Source organism: Phycicoccus elongatus Lp2, from assembly GCF_000367525.1.
GTDB classification, from domain to species: domain Bacteria; phylum Actinomycetota; class Actinomycetes; order Actinomycetales; family Dermatophilaceae; genus Phycicoccus_A; species Phycicoccus_A elongatus.
Genome location: NZ_HF570956.1, coordinates 2,122,274 through 2,139,086, shown reverse-complemented (window position 1 = coordinate 2,139,086; position 16,813 = coordinate 2,122,274). Strand labels below are relative to the sequence as shown.

Here is a 16,813-nt window from a genome sequence, read left to right as displayed (position 1 = left end):
CCCCCCCCCCCCCCCCCCCCAGCCAGTCCGGCAAGGGCGGGGTGTCCTACCTGCTCAAGTCCGAGCACGGGCTGGACCTGCCCCGCCGCCTCCAGGTCGAGTTCAGCCAGGTCGTGCAGAAGCGCACCGATGCCGAGGGTGGCGAGCTCTCCGGCGCCCAGATCTGGGCGATGTTCGCCGACGAGTACCTCCACGCCGAGGTCGAGGGCGACCGGTGGGGCCGCTACACCCCTGTGCGCTCGACGGTGACCGGCAATGACGAGGGCCAGGACACCATCGAGGCGACCATCAAGGTCGACGGCGTCGAGCAGACCGTCCTCGGCCGCGGCAATGGCCCGATCGCCGCCTTCATCGATGCACTCACCAGCATCGGCGTCGACGTTCGGGTGCTCGACTACGCCGAGCACGCCCTGTCGGCGGGCGGCGACGCCCGAGCCGCGGCATACGTCGAATGCGCGGTGGGTGACCGGGTGCTCTGGGGCGTCGGCCTGCACGAGTCGATCGTCAAGGCGTCCTTCCGGGCGATCATGTCGGCGCTCAATCGCGCCGATCGGGACGCCGCCGTGGTGACTGGCGCATGATGGGCTCATGACGGCCGACCTGGCGCACGCCACCCCCTGGGGCGCCACCCACCACCACACCGACCTCGGCGGCGACGTCCACTGGATCCACTGGGATGCGCCCGAGGGTGGCGTCGATGCGACCCCGATGGTGCTCGTGCACGGCCTCGGCGGCTCGCACACGAACTGGCTCGAGGTGGGCCAGATGTGGTCGCAGCACCGAGAGGTCTTTGCTCTCGACCTGCGCGGATTCGGGCTCACCGCAGGTCATCCCGCCGACACGGCGGTGCTGGCGAACCGTGACCTGGTCGTCGCCTTCCTCGAGCACGTCGTGCGCCGTCCGGCCATCGTCGTGGGCAACTCGATGGGCGGGATGATCTCCACCTTCGTGACCCGCTCGCGACCCGACCTCGTCGCGGGGCTGGTGCTCGTCGACCCCGCGCTGCCCGCAGTGCCGGTGCGCCCGGATCCGGTCGTCGCCAGCCGATTCGCGGTCTTCGCGCTCCCGGGCGTGGCCGAGGCCGGCCTGCGACGGGCTCGACAGACGTTGCCTCCGCGAGTGCTCGCGGAGCAGGTGGCCGCGTTGGTCTTCGCCGACCGCAGCAAGGGCTCGCAGGCCGTCATGGACGTCAACGTCGAGGTGGCGACCCGCCGCGGCGCGATCGATGGCGCGATGGGCGACATCGACAGGAGTTTCACCCGGGCGGCCCGCTCGCTGCTCGTCGTCGTCGGTCGTCCGCGCCGGTATGCCGCGCATTTGGCCGCGCTCCCCGGTCCGGTCCTGCTGCTGCACGGTGACAAGGACCGCCTCGTCTCGGTCGAGGCGGCGCGGCGCACGGCGCGGGCGAATCCGGACTGGGACTACGTCGAGTTCGCGGGTGTCGGTCATGTCCCTCAGATGGAGGTGCCCCAGAGCGTGGCGGCCGTCGTCGACGAGTGGATCGAGCGTCGCGTCGAGGGCACGTCCGCAGCAGGATCCGATGAGTGAGGCGCTGACCCCACCGTTCGCGACCAAGGTCGCGATCCTCGTGCGGGACGACCTCGAGGCCTGGCAGAAACTCAACGTCACCGCCTTCCTCGCGTCGGGCCTCGCGGCCGCCAATCCCGACCTGGTCGGAGAGGCCTATCGCGACGGCAGCGGGCAGGACTACCTCGCCCTGCTCGGCATCCCCGTTCTCGTCTTCGCCGCCTCGGGCGAAACGCTCACTGCGGCCCGCGAGCGGGCCGTGGGGCGCGGCATACCCCTTGCGGTGTACACCCGGGAGATGTTCAGTACCGGTCATGACGCGGCCAATCGGGCCGTCGTCGCCGACGTGCCCAGCGATCGCCTCGATCTCGTGGGCCTGGCGCTGCACGGTCCGAAGAATGCCGTCGACAAGGTGGTCAAAGGTGCCCGACTCCATCCGTGAGAACCCTCCGATCGCTGGGGTCAACTCATGACGCGGCGACTGACCGGGCTCGACGCCGCTTTCCTCGCGCTCGAGACGCCGACCTCGACTGGCCATGTCGGGGGCCTCAGCATCCTCGATCCCTCGACGGCGACCGAACCCCTCACGCTCGAGCGACTGACGGCGATCCTCGCCTCGCGTCTCGATGCTGTGCCGGTGCTCCGGCAACGGCTGCAGTCGGTGCCGTTGGGGATCGACCAGCCCGTGTGGGTCGACGACCGCCACTTCGACATCGGCTACCACGTCCGCGAACTCGGTCTGCCGAGCCCCGGCTCGGATGAGCAACTGGCGGAGCAGGTTTCGCGGATCCATGCGCGCCCTTTGGATCGGGAGCGCCCGCTCTGGGAGACCTACCTGCTCAGTGGGCTGGCCGGTGGCCGGATGGCGGTCTACACCAAGGTGCACCACGCCGCGATCGACGGCGTGAGTGGCGCCGAGATGCTCACGCTGCTCTTCGACCTCAGCCCGGAGGCGCCGACGCCCGGACCGGCGCCGGAGTTTCGGCCGCAACCCGGACCCGGTGCCGCCCGGCTCGGGGTACAGGCGATCGGGCGGTTGGCCTGGCGCCCTATCGAGGTGGCGAAGCTGGCCGTCAACGGGGTCCGCGCCATCCCGGCCGTCGCACCCGTCGTCGGCCCGCTGGTCGGCAACCTGCTCGGCCTCGGCCGAGGGCCGTCCGGCGACGGTGGCGTCATCAAGTCCTCGGCGCCCTTGGTCGCGCCACCCACCCCGCTCAATGTCGCCATCTCCCCGCATCGGCGGTTTGCCTTCGCCTCGCTCCCGCTCGATGAGGTGAAGTTCGTCAAGAACACCTTCGAGGTGTCGGTCAACGACGTCGTCATGGCGATCAGCGCGGGTGCTCTGCGCCGGTGGTTGCTCGCTCACGACGCCCTACCGGACGGGCCGCTCGTGGCCATGGTCCCGGTCTCGATCCGCGGCGCCGACGACGGTGTGGGCGGGAACAAGGTCTCGGCCATGCTCGCGGCCCTGCCCACGCAACTCGAGGACCCGGTCGAGCGGCTCGCGGTCACCCGGCAGGCCACGATGATCGCCAAGGCGCAACAGGCCTTCATCCCGCAGGGACTCGTCGACGACGTCTCCGACTTCGCGCCCCCGGCTCTCACGGCGCGGGCCGCCCGAGTGATGTTCGCGAGCAAGATCCTGCATCGGCTGCCTGCCTTCAACACGGTCATCTCCAATGTGCCCGGTCCGAATGTGCCGATCTACCTTGCGGGCGCGAAACTGCTTGCGCATCACCCGGTTTCGGTCGTCACCGACGGGATCGGCCTCAACATCACGGTCATCGGCTATCTGGGCCAGCTGAACTTCGGGCTCGTGGCGGCCCGCGAGACCGTGCCTGACCTGGCTGACCTGATGGGTTGGTTCGGCGAGGAGCTCGCTCTCCTCGTGGCGGCTGCGCACGCCGCGGCCGGCAACGGCAGCGAGAGTGAGGCCCACACCGAGCGCAACGTCAGCGGACGCCGCTCACGCGGAACTGCACCGAGATCCGGGGGCCGACGACCGCGCTCGTCTTGAGGATGGCGTGGTCCCAGGTGCGCTGACAACTGCCACCCATGACCACCAGATCACCGTGACCGGCGGCCACCTTGATCGACGGGCCTCCGTCGCGTGGGCGCAGCGAGAGCGGACGATCAGCGCCGAGCGAGACGATGGCGATCATCGTGTCCTGCTCGCGCGAGCGACCGATCCGATCTCCGTGCCAGGCCACGGAGTCTCGCCCGTCGCGATAGAGGCACATGCCGGCAGTCGTGAAGGGCTCACCGAGTTCACCGGCGTAATGGGCCGACAGGGCGTCCCGGGCCTGCGCGAGGACCGGCCGGGGGAGTGGCTCGCCCTCGGCGTAGAACCGGGTCAGCCGGGGCACGTCGACGACCGAGTCATACATCTGGCGCCGCTCGGCCTGCCAGGGCACCTCGTGAACGAGAACCTCGAGCAGTCGGTCGCCCGCGGTCAGCCAGCCGGGTCGCACATCGAGCCACGCGCCATGGGTGAGATGACGGCGGGTCATGCCCTCACCGACGCGCCCCAGCGCGATCTGATCGCCGAGGTCGAGGAGGGATCCCTGAAGGGTCACCATGGGCACAGGGTAGCAGGAACATCGAACGAATGTTCGATGCTCGCGGTCGGCGTGGCGGGGAGCGGTGGGCGGGGCGGGGGACCCGCGCGGCGCGGCATACCCCTGCTGTCGGTGGGACCACGGACAATGGTGCGGTGCCCACCTACCGTGACGAGGCGATCGTCCTGCGCACCCAGAAGTTGGGGGAGTCGGATCGCATCATCACTCTGCTCACACGCAGGCTGGGCAAGGTGCGCGCGGTCGGGCGCGGGGTGCGCAAGACCAAGAGTAAGTTCGGCGCCCGGCTCGAGCCGGCGATGGTCATCGACGTCCAGTGCTACGAGGGGCGTTCGCTCGACACCGTGACCCAGACCGAGTCGATCGACCCGCTGGGTGACCGCTTGGCCCGCGGCATCGAGACCTGGACCGCTGCCAGCGTCATGCTCGAGACCTGCGACCGACTGACCGAGGAACGAGAGCCGGCTCTGCAGCAGTTCCTCCTGCTGCGTGGCGCCCTGACCTCCCTCGCCGGCGCGGTCCACGACCCCAACCTCGTCCTCGACGCCTACCTGCTACGGGCGATGGCGATCGCCGGCTATGCCCCGAGTTTCCACGACTGCGCGAAATGCGGTGCGCCGGGCCCACATCTGGCCTTCAACGTCGTGGGCGGGGGTTCGGTGTGTCCGCTGTGTCGGCCGCCGGGATCGGCGGCTCCGGCCCGCGAGACCCTCGGTCTGCTGTCGGCGCTGCTCACCGGCGACTGGGTGATCGCGGACGCTTCGGATCCGCGCCATCGACGCGAGGGCGCCGGTCTGGTCGCGGCCTTCCTCCAATGGCACCTCGAACGCGGCCTGCGCTCACTCCGTATGGTGGAGCGGTGACCGACCCGCGCCCCCAGTCGAGGTATGCCGCACCGTTTCCTCACCCTTCCGGAGCCCGTCCTCCCGTGGTCACCGCGTCGGCGCTGCCTCGCCACGTGGCCGTCGTCATGGATGGCAACGGCCGGTGGGCCAACGAGCGCGGACTGCCCCGAACGAAGGGGCACGAGGCCGGAGAGGCGGCACTGCTGGACGTCGTCGCCGGAGCGATCGAGGTGGGAGTGACCCACCTCTCGGCCTACGCCTTCTCCACCGAGAACTGGAAGCGCTCGCCCGAGGAGGTGCGCTTCCTCATGGGCTTCAACCGTGACGTGATCCGGCGGCGGCGTGACCAGCTCCATGCCTGGGGCGTGCGCATGCGCTGGGTGGGCCGTCGACCCCGACTCTGGGGTTCGGTCATCAAGGAGCTCGAGATCGCCCAGGAGCTGACCAAGCACAACACCGGACTGACGCTGTACTTCTGCGTCAACTACGGCGGGCGCGCCGAGATCGGCGACGCCGCCCGGGCGATCGCGCAGGACGTCGCGCGCGGGCGACTCAAGGCGTCGGCCGTGGACGAGCGCACGCTTGCCCGCTACCTTCCCGAGCCGGGCATGCCCGATGTGGATCTCTTCGTCCGGTCCTCGGGAGAGCAACGGACGAGCAACTTTCTGCTCTGGCAGAGCGCCTATGCGGAGATGGTCTTCCAGGACCGGCTCTGGCCGGACTACGACCGCCGCGACCTGTGGTCCGCGATCGAGGAGTACGTCCACCGCGAACGCCGCATGGGTGGCGCCGTCGACATGCCGAGAACAGAAACTCACCAATAGTGAGGTTCGGGTGAGCGCCGCCTCTCTTGTTCAGCAGGTGGGGCAGGTGCCGAAGATCTCGACGGTGTGCGACAGGTCGGTGAAACCCTCGTCCGCGCCGACCCGGGCCGACCACGACTCGAAGGACGCCGGCACCGAGATCTCGACGGTGCGGCCGCAGTCGCGGCAGACCAGGTGATGATGGTGCTCGGCCGTGCCGCACGCGCGATAGAGCGCTTCACCGTCGTCGGTGCGTAGGACGTCGATCGCGCCCTCGGCGGCCATGGCCTGCAGGTTGCGATAGACGGTGGCCAGCCCGACGTTGCTGCCCCCGGCTGCGATCCGGGCGTGCAGGTCCTGCGCCGACACGAACTCGTCGGTGTCGGCCAAGGCGTCGGCCAAGGCGGCCCGCTGCTTGGTGGGGCGGCGCGCGATCATCGGTGGACGCCCTCGTCGACGTGGGTGTGGTCTGCGTGGTCGGCGTGCTCGTCCCAGTGGTCAGCGTGGGCGGCATGCCGATGCCCGTCGTGGAGGTAGTCCACGTGGTCGCCGTGCGGGACGGCCGGGTGCCCGCACGCAGGCCCGTGCTCGTGCAGATGACGCTCAGCCCGCTCGTGTTGCGCCCGGACCACCCGTGCCCGGAGTCCGCCGACGGCGGCCGTCACGAGGAAGCAGACAATGGCGACGAGCACGATGGTGGCACCGCTCGGGGTGCCGGCATAGAAGGACGTCGTCACGCCGACGAGTGCGCAGAAGACACCGATGGCGACCGCCCATCGGATCGTCGCCGCGAAGCTGCGTCCGAGCAGCTGCCCGGTTGCATTGGGCAGGATCATCAGCGCCGAGATGAGCAGCAGACCGATGATGCGCATCGACACGACGACCGTGACCGCCGTGAGGACCGACAGCAGGACGTTGAGGGCGGTCACCGGCAGGCCGCTGGCGCGCGAGTACTCCTCATCCTGCGCGACGGCGAAGAAGCGTGGCCGGAGCACCCAGGTCACCCCCATGACAAGGGCGGCGAGGACGGCGAAGAGCACGAGGTCGCCGCTGCTCGTGGTGAGCAGGCTCCCGAAGAGGTATGCCGTGAGGTTGGCCGGGGTGCCCGTCGGCGAGAGGGCCATGAGCACTACGCCGAGGGCGATGCCTCCGTAGAACATCACGGCCAGCGCGAGGTCACCGCCGGTGCGCCCGCGCAGGCGAATGAACTCGACCGCGGCTCCAGCGGCGACCGCCGCAGTGAGCGCCGTGACCAACGGCATCGTCCCGGTGAGGAAGCCGGCGGCGACCCCGGCAAGGGCCACATGGCCGATGCCGTCGCCGATGAGGGACATCTGGCGTTGGACGAGGAAGACGCCGATCATCGGGGCCGCGATACCGACCAGGACGGCCGCGACAAGGGCCTGGCGCATGAAGTCGAGGGCAAGCATCAGCGACCTCCGGTCGAGTCGTCGTCGTGGTGGTGGCCGGCGTGGACGTGGGGGTGGTCGGCGTCGGCGAGGTGCGCGGCATACGCACCGGGCGAGCCGTCGAAGTCGATGTGTCCTGCGTCGAGGCAGACGATGCGGGTGACCACGTCCGCGAGGACGTCGAGTTCATGCGTGACCACGAGCATGGCCGTGCCCGAGGCGGCGAGCCGGCCGAGCACCTCGGTGAGCACCACCTGGCTGGCGTGGTCGACCCCGGCCGTCGGCTCGTCCATGACGAGCAGCGCCGGCTGGCCCGCGAGGGCACGGGCGATGAGGACGCGGCGTTGTTGGCCCCCGGAGAGGGTTGACACCTCGGCGTGTGCGCGGTCGCTCAGACCGACGGCCTCGATCGCGCGGGCCACGAGGTCGCGGTCGCTGCGGGTGGCCGGCTGCCACCATGGGCGATGCGGCAGGCGGCCGGCGGCGACGACTTCACTCACGGTCGAGCGGACCGATTGGGCGAGCGAATGCCGTTGCGGCACATAGCCGATGCGCGCATGGTGGGTCGACGCGTCTCCGACCTTTCCCTCGACCTCGATCGTCCCACCCAGCCGGGGGACGAGGCCGAAGAGTCCCTTGACGAGGGTCGACTTTCCCGAGCCGTTGGGGCCGAGCAGGGCGACGACCTCTCCGACGCCCACGGACAGGTCGAGACGGTCGACGACGACCCGATCGTCGTAGCCGAAGCTGACGGCGCGCGCGGCAATGAGGGGGGTGCTCATGGGCAGTCCTGTCCAAGGCGGAGGGTGGCAAGGTTGGCGCGCATCACGCCGGGATAGTCGGCGGCGGCGCTCTCGTCGCTGATTCCTTCGACGGTGTCGAGGACTGCGATCCGGGCCCCGGTCTCCCGGGCGAGCGTCTGGGTGATGAGCGGGCTGGCGATCGTCTCGGCATAGATGGTCCGGACGTCGTGTTCGCGCACGAACTCCACGACGTGGGCCAGGTCGCTGGCCCGGGGCTCCAGGTCGGGGGAGAGGCCGCTGATCGGCTCCTGGGTGAAGCCGTAACGCTCGGCGAAATAGCCGAAGGCACTGTGGCCGGTCACCAGGTCTCGATTGGTGCAGGTGGCCAGGCCCGTCTCCACCTCGGCGTCGAGCGTGGTCAGTTGCGCCGTGAAGGCCGCGGCATTGGCACGGTATGCCGTGGCGCCGGCCGGGTCGGCCTGCGCGAGCCGGTCAGCGATCGCCTCCGCGACGGCGGCCAGACGCGTCGGGTCGAGCCAGAAGTGCGGGTCCACCGCGCCGTGGTCGTGCCCGTCGCCGGCCTCGTGAGCGTCGCCATGCCCTGCGCCGTGGTCATGTTCCTCGGTCAGAGTGAGCAGGTCCGCCGCCTCGGCGACGTCGAGGGAACGCTCGGCCGCGTGAGCAGCGAGGGCCGCATCCACGGCGGGCTGGAAGTGCGAAAGGTGGACAACGAGGGCTGCGTCCTGGATGTCGAGGATCTGGCGAGGGAGCAGCTCGAGGTCGTGCGGTTCACCGCCCGGCTTGGTGAGGGTCTCCACGGTGACCCGATCGCCGCCGACCTGCTGCGCGGCATACGCCAAGGGGTAGAAGGCGGCGACGACGTGGACCCGGCTGTCTGCGGAGCGCGTGGGGGCGGCGCAGCCGGTCAGGGCGAGCGTGCCCATGACCAGCGCCGGGAGCACGCGTCGCAACATGACAATCATTCTCAACTCAAATGAGAATGATTGTCAAAAGGAGGGCGGTCAGCCCTGGGGGAAGGCGCGGGTCAGGGTGACGCCGGCGGTGAGGAGCAGGATCGCGCTGCGCATGAGCTTCTCGGAGCTGGTTAGACGGGGCCAGCCGAGGTAGAGCATCCACGCCAGGAAGACCATGACGATGCCGATGAGGATCCAGCCCCAGTCCTTGATGACGATGCCGCCGATCATCAGGGCGAGCACGACGAGGAACGGCACGAACCGCGGCAGGCCGGAGATGGCCTTCACGGTGGGCAGGCTGGCGGTCTCGATCGATTCACGCAGGGTGGGCACGGCACGCAGCCTACGTGGCTGTTTCCCTCACTCCGTGGTGGCCTCGACGAGGTCGAGGATGAAGCCGGCCAGGTGTGCCCGCTCGGTGGCGATCGCCACCGTGGCCGGGGTGACCGGTTGGTCGAGCAGCTCGAAGGGGTAGGCCGACAGCCCGCAGAAGACCATCATGAGGAGGGCATGGGAGCGGCGGACCTCGCGTTCGGTCAGAGACTGGCCCTCGTCGAGCAGCCCGCGCACGTAGGCCGACAAGGCGACGGGTTCGTCGGCGGAGAGCGCCGAGGCCGGTCGACGGCCGAGTTGCACCTCGCCCACCAGGAGCTGGGTGAGGTCGAAGCCGACCGGTTGGAGGCCGAAGAAGCCGAAGTCGATCAGTGTGATGTCCGAGGAATCCGGGTGGATCAGCAGGTTGTTGGGGCAGGCATCGCCGTGCGAGGCGAGCGGGGGCATGGCATCGAGTTCGACGACGACCTTGGGAAGCTGCGCCGCCGCGGCCCGCAACCTGGCCACGAGGGTGGGGGAGAAGGCGGCGGCGATGAGGGGGTGGTGGGCAAGCCCGTCGTCCATCAGCGCCGGCACGACCTGATGCCGAAGGCGTCCCTCGACGTATTGGCCCACCGCTGCCATCCGGTGGCCCGACTCCTCGGCGACGGCGCGCACGCCCGGGCTCGCGGCAAACCGCCCGAGCAGGTATGCCGCGCGCTCCAGTTGCGCGGTCGTCCACGGGTCATCGCGGGTCGTCACCTCGGCCAGCCAGATCGAGGCCGAATCCTGGTCGAGGTCCGACACGAGAAGGGCACGGGGCATGGTCAACCCCGAGGGGAGGGCCTGTGCCAGGCCGGACCGGTAGACGCTGGGTTCGTTGGCCCAGGGGAGGGCGGCATCGAGGGCGGCACGGTGTTCCTCCGGGACCATGGCGGCATGGACGGAGGTGGAAAAGCGCTGGACGTGCTTGACGAAGAGACGGAAGTCGCGGGGGCCGCGGGGCGTGGAGAGGGTTCCGCGCACCCAGTGCCGACCGGCTGTGGTCAGCGCTGGCAACGCGTAGGGGTGCGGCGACGCGATCGAGGAGAGCAACTGCACCTCCTGGGGTGATTCGCCCAGGGCGCGGGCGGCCAGCGCCGTCAGGTGATCGTCATCGATGTCCAACCGACCAAGACTGGAGCGGTCCTTTGCGAGGGCGGTCATGGCCTGCCTGCCTGTCTCCGAACGCCAAAGTGGCTTTCACAATGGAAATGCTAAAGTCGCTTTGTGATCGAGGTCAAGGGGTCAGAGGGGTCGGGTTCGGACGGATCACCTGACGATGGCGAGGCCCACGTGTTGATGCTCATGGGGGTCCTCCTTGCCGCGCAGCGCTCCCTCACCTCGCCCGGCGGTCCGGCGGCGCTGCGCACCTCGCACTATCGCGTGCTGGAGGCCGTGGGGCGCGGCGGTGTGCGGGTCTCGGACATCGGGGAGCGGGTGGGAGTGACCACGCAAGCAGCCGGGCAGTTCGTGTCCGCTCTCGTCGAGTCCGGCCATCTCGTCCAGGTGCCCGATCCTTCTGACGGTCGGGCGCGCTTGGTGTCGCGCACCGCTGCCGGCACCCGCGCGGTTCGGCTCGTGCGCCGCCGGATCGCCGCCCTCGAAGCGACCTGGGCGGACCAGGTCGGTCCTCAGCGCTATGCGACCTTCCGATCCGTGCTCCGGGACCTGAACGATCTGGACCGGGAGGGGCGCCCGAAACCGGTGTGAGCGGCATACGCGGGCCCAACTATCCTTGCCCGCATGGCTGCTCCCTCCGTCGTCGACACCGTCGTCTCCCTCTGCAAGCGCAGGGGCTTCGTCTTCCCGTGCGGTGAGATCTACGGCGGGACGCGGTCGGCGTGGGACTACGGGCCCCTGGGTGTCGAGCTCAAGGAGAACATCAAGCGCCAGTGGTGGAAGGCGATGGTCCAGCAGCGCGAGGACGTCGTCGGCCTCGACTCCTCGATCATCCTGCCGCTGCAGACGTGGGTCGCCTCGGGTCACGTGGGAGCCTTCTCGGACCCGCTCATCGAGTGCCTCAACTGCCACAAGCGCCACCGGATGGACCACCTCCAGGAGGCCGTCGCGGAGAAGGCGGCCAAGAAGGGCCACGAGCTCAACCCGGACGACGTCCCCACGAGCGACCTCGGCTGCCCGGACTGTGGCGTGAAGGGCCAGTGGACCGAGCCCCGCTCGTTCAACATGATGCTCAAGACCTACCTGGGCGTCGTCGACGACGAGTCGGGCCTGCACTACCTGCGGCCGGAGACCGCGCAGGGCATCTTCATCAACTTCCTCAACGTCATGCAGGCGACGCGCAAGAAGCCGCCCTTCGGCATCGCCCAGACCGGCAAGAGCTTCCGCAACGAGATCACGCCGGGCAACTTCATCTTCCGCACCCGCGAGTTCGAGCAGATGGAGATGGAGTTCTTCGTCAAGCCCGGCGACGACGAGCACTGGCACCAGTACTGGATCGACGAGCGCACCCGGTGGTACGTCGACCTCGGCATCGACCCCGACAACCTGCGGCACTACGAGCACCCCAAGGAGAAGCTCTCGCACTACTCCAAGGGCACGACCGACATCGAGTACCGGTTCAACTTCGCGGGCAGCGAGTGGGGCGAGCTCGAGGGCATCGCCAACCGCACCGACTTCGACCTGTCGACGCACACCAAGCACTCGGGCACCGACCTGGTCTTCTTCGACCAGACGACCAACAGCAAGTACACGCCCTATGTCATCGAGCCGGCGGCCGGTCTCTCGCGCAGCCTGATGACCTTCCTCGTCGATGCCTACACCGAGGACGAGGCTCCCAACACCAAGGGCGGCGTGGACAAGCGCGTCGTGCTCCGGCTCGACCCGCGCCTGGCGCCCGTCAAGGCGGCTGTGCTTCCGTTGTCCCGCAACGAGGACCTGTCCCCGAAGGCCCGCGACCTCGCCGCCCAGCTGCGCCGCAACTGGAACATCGACTTCGACGACAGCCAGGCGATCGGCAAGCGCTACCGCCGCCAGGACGAGATCGGCACGCCGTTCTGCATCACCGTCGACTTCGACACCCTGGACGACCAGGCCGTGACGATCCGCGAGCGTGACTCGATGCAGCAGGAGCGGGTCGCCCTCGACCAGGTCGAGGGCTGGCTGGCCCAACGCCTCGTGGGCTGCTGACCGGGAGCGGTATGCCGCGCAGCTCACCTGGGCGGGCCGGGGTGCTGCTCACCCTCGTGTTGGCCGGGATGTCGATGCTCGGCCCCTTCTCGATCGACACGCCCTTCCCGGCGTTCGCGCAGATGCGGGGTGACTTCGGCGTCGGCGCCGAGCAGATGCAGCTCGTGGTGAGTGCCTACATGTTGGCCTTCGCCGTCATGACGCCGTTCCACGGGCCGCTGTCCGATGCCATCGGTCGCAAGCCGGTCATCATCGGTGCGCTCACGGCATACGCCATGGCCAGCGTGGGTTGCGCGCTTTCGCCCAACCTGTCAGTGCTGTTGTTCTTCCGTGTGCTGCAGGGACTTTCGGCTGGCGGGTCGACGATCATCGGGCGCACGATCATCCGCGACCTCTTCGACGGGCCCGAGGCCCAGCGGATGATGAGCCGGGTCATGATGATCTTCGGGCTGGCTCCGGCGGTCGCCCCGATCATCGGGGGGCTGCTGCTGCGGGTCGGACCGTGGCCGGCGATCTTCTGGTTCATCGGCGGGTTCGCGCTGCTGCTCGGGGCCGCCGTCGTCGCGGTGATCCCGGAGACGCATCCGGCGGAGCGTCGGCGTCCGCTGCGCCTCGGACCCATGCTCTCGGACCTGTGGCAGGTCGCTCGTAGCGGCGAATTCGAGCGGATGAGCTGGGCGATCACCTTCGTCTTTGCCGGGCAGTTCATCTACATCGGCGCAGCCGCGATCTTCGTCGTCGACCTGCTCGGCAAGGGGGAGGGCGACTTCTGGATGTTCTTCGTCCCGATGATCAGTGGGGTCATCGTCGGGTCCTGGATCAGTGGTCGCGCGGCCGGTCGAGTCAGCGCACGCCTACTTATCACGGTGGGCTTCTCCTTCTCGGCGGCAGCAGCCGTGTTGGGTGTCCTCCTCGCGGTGGCCTTCGGACCGGTGCTCCCCTGGGCGGTCGTCGGGCCGAGCCTCATCGCGCTCGGGTCGGGTACGGCCTTCCCGACGATCCAGGTTGCTCTGCTCGACCTGTTCCCGAGCGTGCGCGGCGCGGCGGCGTCGGTCGCCGGCGTGATGCCCCTGGCCACCAACGCCGTGATCGCGTCGGCCGTGGCGCCCATCGTCACTGGCTCCGTGACGGCCCTTGCGCTCACCAGCCTGGCCCTCATCGTGCTCGGTTGCCTGCTCTGGGTCTGGCACCTCGCGGCGACCGCAGACCCTTCGCGCGCTACGTCGCAGTAGGAGTCGCGATCGCAGCACCTACTGCGACGTAGCCGGCGACACAAGACGCTCGCGGACTCTTCGCGTGGGCGGTCCGCGAGGGTGTCACCAATGTGCTGCGACACGCTGGAGCTCGATGCTGCACGGTCACCGTCACGCCTGCGCAGGTCACCGTCACCGACGACGGCTCGGGGCGCGCCGGGGTCGACGGACACGGATCAACCCTCACCGTCCGGGTCGCCGAGGTGGGGCGATGACGATCAGGTTGCTGCTGGCCGACGACCAGGCGCTGCTGCGTGGCGCGCTCGCCGCCTGCTCACCCTGGAGGGAGACCTCGACGTGGTCGGGGAGGCCGTTGACGGACAGCGGGCCGTCGATCGCGTCCGTGCCCTGGGGCCGGACGTCGTCCTCATGGACGTCGACAGCCCGGCATGGACGGCATCACGGCGACCGAGCTGATCTGCGCTCGGCCGGAGCCAACACCTCCTGATGGTGACGATCTTCCCCGCCATCGGCGAGATGGGCGCCCGGACGCGAGCCGATGCGGTGCGTATTGCCGACGAGAACGGCTGGCTCTGAGGCGAGAGCGCGCCACTACAGTCGGTCCATGAGCGACGGAGCCGACGCTCCACACCTGGAGGAGTTGCGCGCCCGCGCGCCCGCGCTCCACGCCATCGCGCTCATCACGACCCTGGATTCCGGTGTGGCCACGGCGGCGGTGACGGCTGCGCTGGTGCGGCTGCTCTCCCAGCGGCACGACCCTGAACTCCAGGCCGGAGAGGCCGCCCGGCGGGCCCTGGACGGAGCGCTTGCGGACCTACCCGGCATCGCGTCGCAGAGTGATCGGGGCCTCCCCTTGAACCGGGTCGACGCGGACGACCTGGGCGAGGGCCTCGACGTCCTCCGCGTCACGACGCGCGCCCTGACCGCTCTCGACCCGGTGCAGCGGAAGGTGCTCGCGGCCTGGGCCTATGACGACGTCGCCCTCGACCCGGGCGCTGAGCGGTCGGCTCTGGAGGAATTGGGTGTGGGACTGGCGGCCCTGCCATGGACCCCGACGGCCGAGGAGGCCCTGCACCGGTTCGTCGAGGCAGAGCCTGCCCCGACGGACCTGCTCGACCGGGCGCTTGCCGTGGTCGCCGACCGGCGCCGCCGGACTCGTCGTCGCTGGCTGTTCGCGGGGGTTGCGACCGCGGTGGTGATCGGAGCCGTCGCGTTTCGCCTCGATGATCGGCGCGATCCCGGCCTGGCGACGGGTGAGGCGTCGGTCTCTGCCTCTGGCAGCGTGCGGCCCATCTTCACGGTGGGGGGAGTGAGGGTTCGAGTCGCCGTGGCCGCAGCAGATGAAGCCAAGCTCCCTGTGCTCCCGAATACCCTGCAGGACACCGGAATCACACCTCGCCTGGGTATCCCGGATGGTGACGTCCCGGCCCTGGCGCCCGGTCTGATCGGCACGCGCAGCGTGCGGGCGATCCTCATTCGCCGTCTGCCCGACGGCACCGGGCGGGCTGTCCTCAACGTGCCTCGCGGCAACCCTGACTACGTGGACGTCCCAGCGATCGTCATCCCGCCGGCTCGACCGGGCTTCGCGGCGGTCGGTCCGCGGTCGATTTCGAGGGACCGGCACCGCATTGTGCTCCCGAGCGCGAACGGTGTCGTCGTCGTCAACGTCCTGACCGCCGAGATGCTCGCCTTTCCCGCCGACCTGTCCCAGGCCGAGAGCGTTGGTTTCTCCAGCGACGAGTCGAGCATCGTGCTGTCGAGCCTGGGCAATCCGCAGCGCATCGTGCTCGCCACCGGTGACGTGCAGACCATGGCTCCTCCCGGTGACGCCGGTCGCTTCCGGCTGGTCGTCGATGCCGCCCCCAACCTGCTCGGCTTCGACGGACGCGGTGGCGCCGTGGCGCAGTACGCCGTCGGCGGCCCGATCAATGGATTCGGAAGTCCGACGGTCACCTCCCAGTCGGGCTGGAGCGCGGCCGCCACCGTGTTCAACGCCGCCATCATGCCCGCCCACGCAGGACAGGGCATTCTGGCCGTGACGGTCGACGTCTCACCGAGTGCGACAGCGCTGGTGCTCGCGCAGGCCGACGATCGTGGTGACGCCACGCGCTGTTGCTCAGCCTTGGCCTGGGCGCCCTCGGACCGCGCCCTCTATCTCTCGGCCTCCCCGACGGTCTGGCGAATCCTCGCGTGGGACGTGCACTCCGGGGAGCAGTTCAGGGTCAGCGAACTGCCGGCGCCGGATGAGCGGTCGTGGTTCGGGGAATTCACCCTGTGACGGTCGCGACCGGCCGCTCAGGGTCGGTGATCCACTCGCTCCACGACCCGATGTAGGGCGTGGCGTCGAGCCCTGCAGTCGCGAGCGCCAGGACCATCTGGGAGGCCGTGACGCCCGAGCCGCAAGACGTCGCCACCACGGTGGACCCGTCGATCCCTGCCTCGGCCGCCAGACCACGGATCTCGTCCGGTGATCGGAAGGTGCCGTCCCCGTGCTGCATCAGGCCCATCGGCAGGTTCACCGCGCCGGGGATGTGGCCGGCCACCGAATCGATCGGCTCCACCTCTCCGCGATAGCGCTCGGGAGCCCGCACGTCGACGAGTATGCCGCCCGCCGCCACCCGTGGGACGTCCGCCAGATCCAGCACGGGCAGGCTTCCGGGACGCACCGTGACCGTTCCTCGCCCCTCAGCGCCCCCCAACCCTTGCGTTGCGTCCGCCTGAACCGTCGCCATGGGCGCGGGCGACGCGGACGCAACGGGGAAGCCGGCGGCGACCCACGCCGCCAGACCACCGTCGAGGACGCGGACGTCGGTCAGGCCCGCCCAGCGCAGGATCCACCAGGCACGGCCAGCCGCCAGGGAGGTCTGCTGGTCGTAGACGACGATCGAGGAGTCGTCGTCGACGCCGCAGCGGCGCAGGTGCTCCTGGAGGACCTGGGGATCGGGCAGCGGGTGACGTCCGCGTTCTCCGGCCGGCCCGGCCAGCGCCGGCTCCAGCGGCAGGTGGGGTGCACCGGGGATGTGGCCCGCGGCATACAACTCGATGCTGGGGGGTCCGCCGAGCGCGAACTGGACGTCGAGGACCCGGGTGCCGCCGGTCTCGAGGAGCCGAGCGAGTTCGTGGGCGGACACCAGGAAGGACATGGACGCACCCTAGACCGGCCAGCGGAGCCTCACCGATGGACGCTCATTGTTCACGCGGACATCGCCAGCGGTTGGGGG

Annotated in this window: 18 protein-coding genes; 10 read left to right on the top strand and 8 right to left on the bottom strand. The window is 69.7% G+C overall.

Annotated elements, in window-relative coordinates; all coding sequences use genetic code 11:
• The 4 genes from BN10_RS10325 to BN10_RS10310 all read left to right on the top strand — a co-directional run.
• On the top strand, positions 1 to 581 hold a 581-nt coding region (locus BN10_RS10325), incomplete at its 5' end, for an alpha-isopropylmalate synthase regulatory domain-containing protein (protein ID WP_324603523.1).
• A 7-nt stretch (positions 582 to 588) separates the two neighbouring features.
• The gene (locus BN10_RS10320) at positions 589 to 1,548 is read left to right on the top strand and encodes an alpha/beta fold hydrolase (RefSeq protein ID WP_010851186.1); all 960 of its coding nucleotides are present in this window, start codon (positions 589 to 591) and stop codon (positions 1,546 to 1,548) included.
• Positions 1,541 to 1,969 carry a DUF2000 domain-containing protein gene (locus BN10_RS10315; protein ID WP_010851185.1) on the top strand — a complete coding sequence of 143 codons (429 nt, stop codon included), beginning with the start codon at positions 1,541 to 1,543 and terminating at the stop codon, positions 1,967 to 1,969. Before BN10_RS10320 ends, BN10_RS10315 begins: the two co-directional genes overlap by 8 nt.
• A 27-nt stretch (positions 1,970 to 1,996) precedes the next feature.
• Positions 1,997 to 3,544 (top strand): WS/DGAT/MGAT family O-acyltransferase, encoded by a 1,548-nt coding sequence (locus BN10_RS10310; RefSeq protein WP_010851184.1) that lies wholly within the window; start codon positions 1,997 to 1,999, stop codon positions 3,542 to 3,544.
• On the opposite strand, the gene BN10_RS10305 is transcribed toward BN10_RS10310, so the two are convergent.
• Entirely contained in the window at positions 3,480 to 4,106 is a 627-nt protein-coding gene (locus tag BN10_RS10305; protein WP_010851183.1) for an alpha-ketoglutarate-dependent dioxygenase AlkB, read from the bottom strand. The genes BN10_RS10310 and BN10_RS10305 overlap by 65 nt on opposite strands.
• A gap of 134 nt (positions 4,107 to 4,240) precedes the next feature.
• On the opposite strand from BN10_RS10305, the gene recO reads away from it, so the two are divergent.
• On the top strand, positions 4,241 to 4,966 hold the full coding sequence (gene recO / locus BN10_RS10300; RefSeq protein ID WP_010851182.1) for a DNA repair protein RecO: 726 nt from the start codon (positions 4,241 to 4,243) through the stop codon (positions 4,964 to 4,966).
• Entirely contained in the window at positions 4,918 to 5,772 is an 855-nt protein-coding gene (locus BN10_RS10295; RefSeq protein WP_084311022.1) for an isoprenyl transferase, read from the top strand. The genes recO and BN10_RS10295 overlap by 49 nt, the downstream gene beginning before the upstream one ends.
• A 30-nt stretch (positions 5,773 to 5,802) precedes the next feature.
• Here the strand turns inward: BN10_RS10295 and BN10_RS10290 are convergent, their stop codons facing one another.
• Genes BN10_RS10290 through BN10_RS10265 form a run of 6 tightly spaced genes read right to left on the bottom strand, consistent with a single transcriptional unit; the run spans position 5,803 to position 10,395 of the window.
• Entirely contained in the window at positions 5,803 to 6,189 is a 387-nt protein-coding gene (locus BN10_RS10290; protein ID WP_010851180.1) for a Fur family transcriptional regulator, read from the bottom strand.
• The gene (locus BN10_RS10285) at positions 6,186 to 7,181 is read right to left on the bottom strand and encodes a metal ABC transporter permease (protein ID WP_010851179.1); all 996 of its coding nucleotides are present in this window, start codon (positions 7,179 to 7,181) and stop codon (positions 6,186 to 6,188) included. Before BN10_RS10285 ends, BN10_RS10290 begins: the two co-directional genes overlap by 4 nt.
• Positions 7,181 to 7,942 carry a metal ABC transporter ATP-binding protein gene (locus tag BN10_RS10280; protein ID WP_010851178.1) on the bottom strand — a complete coding sequence of 254 codons (762 nt, stop codon included), beginning with the start codon at positions 7,940 to 7,942 and terminating at the stop codon, positions 7,181 to 7,183. The genes BN10_RS10285 and BN10_RS10280 overlap by 1 nt, the downstream gene beginning before the upstream one ends.
• The gene (locus BN10_RS10275) at positions 7,939 to 8,877 is read right to left on the bottom strand and encodes a metal ABC transporter substrate-binding protein (protein WP_233354303.1); all 939 of its coding nucleotides are present in this window, start codon (positions 8,875 to 8,877) and stop codon (positions 7,939 to 7,941) included. Before BN10_RS10275 ends, BN10_RS10280 begins: the two co-directional genes overlap by 4 nt.
• 48 nt (positions 8,878 to 8,925) lie before the next feature.
• Positions 8,926 to 9,210 (bottom strand): DUF6703 family protein, encoded by a 285-nt coding sequence (locus BN10_RS10270; protein WP_010851176.1) that lies wholly within the window; start codon positions 9,208 to 9,210, stop codon positions 8,926 to 8,928.
• Positions 9,211 to 9,237: 27 nt separating this feature from the next.
• Positions 9,238 to 10,395, bottom strand: a complete 1,158-nt coding sequence (locus tag BN10_RS10265) for a phosphotransferase (RefSeq protein ID WP_010851175.1) — start codon at positions 10,393 to 10,395, stop codon at positions 9,238 to 9,240.
• Positions 10,396 to 10,458: 63 nt separating this feature from the next.
• On the opposite strand from BN10_RS10265, the gene BN10_RS10260 reads away from it, so the two are divergent.
• The 4 genes from BN10_RS10260 (at position 10,459) to BN10_RS10245 (ending at position 15,870) form a co-directional block, all read left to right on the top strand.
• The gene (locus tag BN10_RS10260) at positions 10,459 to 10,941 is read left to right on the top strand and encodes a MarR family winged helix-turn-helix transcriptional regulator (RefSeq protein ID WP_010851174.1); all 483 of its coding nucleotides are present in this window, start codon (positions 10,459 to 10,461) and stop codon (positions 10,939 to 10,941) included.
• Positions 10,942 to 10,974: 33 nt separating this feature from the next.
• On the top strand, positions 10,975 to 12,378 hold the full coding sequence (locus BN10_RS10255; RefSeq protein WP_010851173.1) for a glycine--tRNA ligase: 1,404 nt from the start codon (positions 10,975 to 10,977) through the stop codon (positions 12,376 to 12,378).
• Between the two features lie 11 nt (positions 12,379 to 12,389).
• A complete protein-coding gene (locus BN10_RS10250) occupies positions 12,390 to 13,610 on the top strand; it encodes a multidrug effflux MFS transporter (protein ID WP_010851172.1) in 1,221 nt (406 codons plus the stop codon).
• 586 nt (positions 13,611 to 14,196) lie between these two features.
• On the top strand, positions 14,197 to 15,870 hold the full coding sequence (locus BN10_RS10245; protein WP_010851171.1) for a hypothetical protein: 1,674 nt from the start codon (positions 14,197 to 14,199) through the stop codon (positions 15,868 to 15,870).
• On the opposite strand, the gene BN10_RS10240 is transcribed toward BN10_RS10245, so the two are convergent.
• The gene (locus BN10_RS10240; RefSeq protein ID WP_010851170.1) at positions 15,860 to 16,735 is read right to left on the bottom strand and encodes a sulfurtransferase; all 876 of its coding nucleotides are present in this window, start codon (positions 16,733 to 16,735) and stop codon (positions 15,860 to 15,862) included. The two genes, BN10_RS10245 and BN10_RS10240, sit on opposite strands and share 11 nt — an antisense overlap.
• Positions 16,736 to 16,813 lie beyond the last annotated feature (78 nt).

Coding starts and splice junctions, on each gene's coding strand:
- BN10_RS10320 (WP_010851186.1), top strand. CDS start 589: ATGACGGCCGACCTGGCGCACGCCACCCCCTGGGGCGCCACCCACCAC.
- BN10_RS10315 (WP_010851185.1), top strand. CDS start 1,541: ATGAGTGAGGCGCTGACCCCACCGTTCGCGACCAAGGTCGCGATCCTC.
- BN10_RS10310 (WP_010851184.1), top strand. CDS start 1,997: ATGACGCGGCGACTGACCGGGCTCGACGCCGCTTTCCTCGCGCTCGAG.
- BN10_RS10305 (WP_010851183.1), bottom strand. CDS start 4,106: ATGGTGACCCTTCAGGGATCCCTCCTCGACCTCGGCGATCAGATCGCG.
- BN10_RS10295 (WP_084311022.1), top strand. CDS start 4,918: ATGGCACCTCGAACGCGGCCTGCGCTCACTCCGTATGGTGGAGCGGTG.
- BN10_RS10290 (WP_010851180.1), bottom strand. CDS start 6,189: ATGATCGCGCGCCGCCCCACCAAGCAGCGGGCCGCCTTGGCCGACGCC.
- BN10_RS10285 (WP_010851179.1), bottom strand. CDS start 7,181: ATGCTTGCCCTCGACTTCATGCGCCAGGCCCTTGTCGCGGCCGTCCTG.
- BN10_RS10280 (WP_010851178.1), bottom strand. CDS start 7,942: ATGAGCACCCCCCTCATTGCCGCGCGCGCCGTCAGCTTCGGCTACGAC.
- BN10_RS10275 (WP_233354303.1), bottom strand. CDS start 8,877: ATGTTGCGACGCGTGCTCCCGGCGCTGGTCATGGGCACGCTCGCCCTG.
- BN10_RS10265 (WP_010851175.1), bottom strand. CDS start 10,395: ATGACCGCCCTCGCAAAGGACCGCTCCAGTCTTGGTCGGTTGGACATC.
- BN10_RS10255 (WP_010851173.1), top strand. CDS start 10,975: ATGGCTGCTCCCTCCGTCGTCGACACCGTCGTCTCCCTCTGCAAGCGC.
- BN10_RS10250 (WP_010851172.1), top strand. CDS start 12,390: ATGCCGCGCAGCTCACCTGGGCGGGCCGGGGTGCTGCTCACCCTCGTG.
- BN10_RS10245 (WP_010851171.1), top strand. CDS start 14,197: ATGAGCGACGGAGCCGACGCTCCACACCTGGAGGAGTTGCGCGCCCGC.
- BN10_RS10240 (WP_010851170.1), bottom strand. CDS start 16,735: ATGTCCTTCCTGGTGTCCGCCCACGAACTCGCTCGGCTCCTCGAGACC.